This window comes from Lutibacter sp., assembly GCF_040883305.1.
Classification (GTDB): Bacteria; Bacteroidota; Bacteroidia; order Flavobacteriales; family Flavobacteriaceae; genus Lutibacter.
Genome location: NZ_JBFLKT010000100.1, coordinates 1 through 4921, shown reverse-complemented (window position 1 = coordinate 4921; position 4921 = coordinate 1). Strand labels below are relative to the sequence as shown.

Below are 4921 nucleotides of genomic sequence, written 5' to 3'. Positions count from 1 at the left end.
ACAAAAACCCATTTTTAATTTCAGGATTCATTTCAAAAGCATGTCCGAGTCCCATTAATTTTTGTGGTAACCCTGAATCATAAGCAAAACGTTCATTAATAAATTGCGATGCTGTAACCGTATATGCTTTTTCAAAAGCATCAGAAGTGGTCAAATAGTTGTCTTCACCAGAGTTAATAACAATACCAGCAAAAGAATTAATCATTCTAGAGAATTTCTGATCAACAAATGTTCTGTACATATTTATATCCCTGAACAGGATTCCATACATAGAATCGTTCAGCATCATATCTAATCTTTCAAAAGCACCCATTACGGCAATCTCTGGCATACATAAACCTGAACAATAGTTAACAAGGCGAATATACTTACCGATATCATCTCCAACTTCGTCCAATGCTTTACGCATTATTTTAAAGTTTTCTTGAGTAGCATAAGTACCGCCAAAACCTTCTGTTGTTGGGCCATAAGGAACAAAATCTAGTAAACTTTGACCAGTTGTTCTAATAACCGCAATGATATCTGCTCCCTGTCTGGCAGCGGCTTGGGCTTGTTGAACATCTTCATAGATATTACCTGTAGCAACGATAAGATATAGCAAAGGTGAGTTCTCTTTCTCTTTATACTTCTTTACCTTTTCTTCTCTATAGGCAACATTCACTTTGACTTTTGAAGCAAATGTTTCAACTAATTCTTGAGATTTTTCTTCAATGTATGAAAAGTCAACTAAGTCAAGCTTCGTTATTTCTAAGCCATTTGCAATTTCTTTATTAAGTTCATTTGGAGTTAGTCCTTTTTTAAGCAACGCATTTACATAGTATTTGGTTGCGCCATAGCTTATGTTTTCTCCTATTTGATCGACAATTTTATTTGGAACTGGAACTCCATTGGCATCAATACCATCAGCTCCCATCATTCTTAAGGTGGTCCTTTCTATAGCCACTGTTGTATGCTTTTCAATATACGCTGATACTGGAGCAGCAATTTGTTTTGAAAGCTCTCGGGCTTTCGAAACTTTATTTATGTCTAGATTTAGTTTTGATTTAAGCATGTTTTTATTCTAAATACTTTTTTGTATGAGTAATAATTTCTTCATTCAATCCTAGTGTTTCGGCAATTTTAATTGCATCATACGTATGGTTTTTGTTTCCTGTTTTTATTATTTTAAACTGCATGAAAGTATTAATAAGTTTAATCCTTTCACTTAATGAATATTTTTTTTCTTTATTGTAATATTTCTTGTATTCTAAATAATTAAGGCCTTTCATTTTATAAAAAGACACTTTTTTAAATTCGGGTAACTCCATAAAGTGAGTGGATAAAAAGCTACAAACAGTCTCTTTTTGAGAAAAACTTTTTAACATAGCTGAAATTATGGCTTTAGCTTCAGTGGAGTTAGTTGTTTTGGCAAACTCATCAATTAATACAAGTGAATTTTTATCAAATCCTTTTATTGTTTCAGTAAGGTTATAAATTTCAAACCCAAAACTACTTAAGCCTTCCACTTTTTCTGACAGGCCTTCTCCAATATAGCTGATGTTTTCGAAAACGGAAGTTTTAAACTTTTCAGCCGGCACCCAAAACCCCATTTGAGCTAATATTTGCATAAAGCCAACCGTTTTTAAAAGTATCGTCTTTCCTCCCATATTTGAGCCAGTTATAACAATTGTTTTATTGTCAAATTCAGCATTTAATGGAGTGTAAGCTGTCTCTATTTTCTTACATTTATTTGCAAGAGGTAGGAATTGTCCGTTTACAATTTTAATAATCAAATTATCTGTTAAAATAGGCGGTGTCATATTATATTTGACAGCCAATCTGGATTTTGCAAAAAGAGTATCTATTATTTCAATTTTTTGGATATAGTCTTTTATAAGCTCTTTTTCACTTACTATTTTTTTAGAGATTGTTTGAAGTACTTCGTGCTCTAATTTAAGTTCTTTTGATAATAGAAGTTCTTTATCTTTATGTAAAACAAAATATATTTTTGGAAGTATTGGCTTTACTAATACTGATGTTTTGTTATAAACCTCTTTATAAACGAGTTCTGAATTAAGGTTATTGGAAAGGTTTTCTTCAATTATAATAAAATCTCTAAATTTAAAATCTAAATTATGTTGTTCTAAAATTTCATTAAACCTATTTCTTTTAATCTCTGTTAAAGCTTTATTTTTTTCTGAGATTTGATTTCGGATTTCAGCTAGTTTATTATTATACAAAGAACTTAAATAAAATGTTTCTTTGCCTTCTCCTTCGAGTGATAGATGTTTCAATAATTCTTGCGAATGGAATTCTAGATTCAAATCTTCTTTTATAACATCGTTCAAAAGGTTAACAATAATTTTAAAGTTGATTAATAGTTTTTTTACTAGGAATATATCAGTAGAATCAAAACATTTTTTGTCTAATGAATTTAAGTGCGCTATTTTTTTTAGGTGATTTTCTATCTTATCAGATGCAAAAGAATTTTCATTAATAAAATTAACAACTTTACCAATTGAATTATGGAAAGTACAAAGCTGTTCTTTATTTACAATAACTTCACACTTATTTTTATTCAACTGTCCATAAGGCGTTAAAGGAGAATATTCACCATAGAAATCGTTAAATTCAATAAATTGTATGGTGTTTTTAATGTTCATATGGATTAAATAAAATGGATTCTTTAATATTGTGTTTATAAATAATATCCCTAAAATCTTCTTTGCTAACATCTTTTAAAATAATAACAAACGATACTAATTTGTAGCTTATTTTAAAAGCTATCTCTAGCTTTTTTGTTAAATTTACGAGTTCTGAATAATCGAGAAATATTTTTGTAAAATCTTGTAGTAACAGCACATTACAATTTTTTGGTATTTCGGAGAGTTTTGTTTCAGTAAATGCCCCTTTTATCTCAAAAATCGTTTTATTTTCTATATCATCAAGCTGGTCAATTATTTTAAATTTATTAATTAATGATATGGTTTTAAGTTTATTAATATCAGAATTAATAGTTTTTTGATCTAATTTAACGATGTAATAAAAGCAACTGTTTTTAACGGAAGCTACTTGGGTAGTTCTGCTTGCAGCACCATCTATAATTATAGTATTTATATGCTCATGAGTCTTTAAATAATGTACAATCTCGGCAAGTTGACTATTATCTTCTGAACCGACAAGTTCTATAGTTCCACTGCGAATAGTTTTCACTAAAATTAACCTTCCTAAAACGGTCTTATATGGAAATACATGAATAATTTCAAACTGAGCATCACTTTTATGAATCATTAAATCAGAAGTGACAACAAAATCACCTATTTCTGTATAAATCTTTGGTTTTGGAGTATTAAATATTAAATCATTTTCTTCTCCATCAATTCCAATAGTAAAAAAAGCAGGATGAACAACCTCTCTAACTTTCTTTAATGCATAGTTAAGAAAGGTTGTTTTGCCTGCATTCTTTTTGTTACCTACTAAGAATGTAGTTTTATTGATCAGCTGATTTGTAATAGCACTATTCATCTTAATAAGGATAGTTTGTGCACTTTATTATTTGGTGTTTCTTTTCTTTCTTCTTAGATTTTCAGGAAGAAGAGATATTTCACCATTACTTAATAACATTGCAATTCCGTCTTTTGCAACCAATTTTTCATCATGACAATATTCGCAATTTTCAGAATCATGATCTTCTACATAATCTGGTTGTGAATAGGTAGCTACAACACTTTCGTAGTTCCTTAAAACAACTTTTTTCTTATTTTGAGAAATCAAGTAATTTGGCATCACAGGTATTTTACCACCACCGCCAGGAGCATCTACAACAAATGTAGGCACAGCTAATCCAGATGTATGACCTCTTAAATTTTCAATAATCTCAATACCTTTCGAGACTTTTGTTCTGAAATGAGAAATACCTTCAGATAGGTCGCATTGATAAATATAATAAGGTCTAACACGAATTTTTAAAAGCTCATGAGATAATTTTTTCATGATATTTGGACAGTCATTAACCCCTTTAAGCAGAACAGATTGGTTTCCTAAATTAACACCAGCGTTGGCTAATTTTTCACAAGCTATTTTGGCATCTTCTGTTATTTCTTTTGGGTGATTAAAATGCGTATTAATATAAACAGGATGGTGCTTTTTAATAATTTCGCAGAATTCTTCCGTAATTCTTTGAGGAAGTACCACAGGCATACGACTACCAATTCTAATAATTTCGATATGATCTATTTTTCTTAATTCGCTAAGAATATAATCTATCTTTTGATCACTTAATATTAATGGATCACCACCTGAAATAATAACATCTCGAATTTCTGGAGTGTTTCTAATATATTCAAATGCTTTTTCAAGATGACCTTTAGCCATATTTTCATCAACATCACCTACTATTCTTCTTCTTGTACAATGACGACAATACATTGAGCACTCATGTGTAACAAGCAATAAAGCTCTATCCGGATAACGATGCGTTAAACCAGGTACAGGAGAATCAACATCTTCATGTAGTGGATCATCTAAATCTGAAGGATCAACAAAAAGTTCATTAAGTGCAGGAATTGCCAACATTCTAACTGGACAATTTTTATCTTTTTTGTCCATTAAGGCAGCATAATATGGCGTTATTGCCATTTTAAACTTAGCTAATGTTTTTGATAGATTTTCCTTTTTTAGATCCGTTAATTTAACAACTTTTTCAAGTGTAGGAATATCTCGAATAGCATTTCGTAATTGCCATTTCCAATTATCCCAATCTTCCTGTTTTACATCTTTGAATAATGGGATGTGTTTATATTCGACTTTTTTATAATCTATTTTCATTTTTTTATATTTTAACTAAACTTATGCATAAAGACGTTCATACAAATCTCTTATGGTTTTGTCTTCTCTTAAAATATTTAACGTTATTTCAGCATGGTCAAGTGCATAACCATTT

The 4921-nt window shown here is 30.0% G+C and carries 4 protein-coding genes; all 4 read right to left on the bottom strand.

All coding sequences use genetic code 11. From position 1 onward, the window contains the following. The coding region (locus AB1Z17_RS03045; protein ID WP_368050317.1) for a lysine 5,6-aminomutase subunit alpha at nucleotides 1-1051 on the bottom strand (1051 nt) is incomplete at its 3' end. A gap of 4 nt (nucleotides 1052-1055) precedes the next feature. Beyond that, nucleotides 1056-2642 carry a hypothetical protein gene (locus AB1Z17_RS03040; RefSeq protein WP_368050316.1) on the bottom strand — a complete coding sequence of 529 codons (1587 nt, stop codon included), beginning with the start codon at nucleotides 2640-2642 and terminating at the stop codon, nucleotides 1056-1058. Next, nucleotides 2632-3504 (bottom strand): hypothetical protein, encoded by an 873-nt coding sequence (locus AB1Z17_RS03035; protein ID WP_368050315.1) that lies wholly within the window; start codon nucleotides 3502-3504, stop codon nucleotides 2632-2634. The genes AB1Z17_RS03040 and AB1Z17_RS03035 overlap by 11 nt, the downstream gene beginning before the upstream one ends. Nucleotides 3505-3531: 27 nt before the next feature. After that, a complete protein-coding gene (gene ablA / locus AB1Z17_RS03030; RefSeq protein WP_368050314.1) occupies nucleotides 3532-4806 on the bottom strand; it encodes a lysine 2,3-aminomutase in 1275 nt (424 codons plus the stop codon). Nucleotides 4807-4921 lie beyond the last annotated feature (115 nt).

Excerpts from the sequence above, each read along its gene's own strand:
- ablA (WP_368050314.1), bottom strand. The coding sequence starts at position 4,806 with ATGAAAATAGATTATAAAAAAGTCGAATATAAACACATCCCATTATTC.
- AB1Z17_RS03040 (WP_368050316.1), bottom strand. The coding sequence starts at position 2,642 with ATGAACATTAAAAACACCATACAATTTATTGAATTTAACGATTTCTAT.
- AB1Z17_RS03035 (WP_368050315.1), bottom strand. The coding sequence starts at position 3,504 with ATGAATAGTGCTATTACAAATCAGCTGATCAATAAAACTACATTCTTA.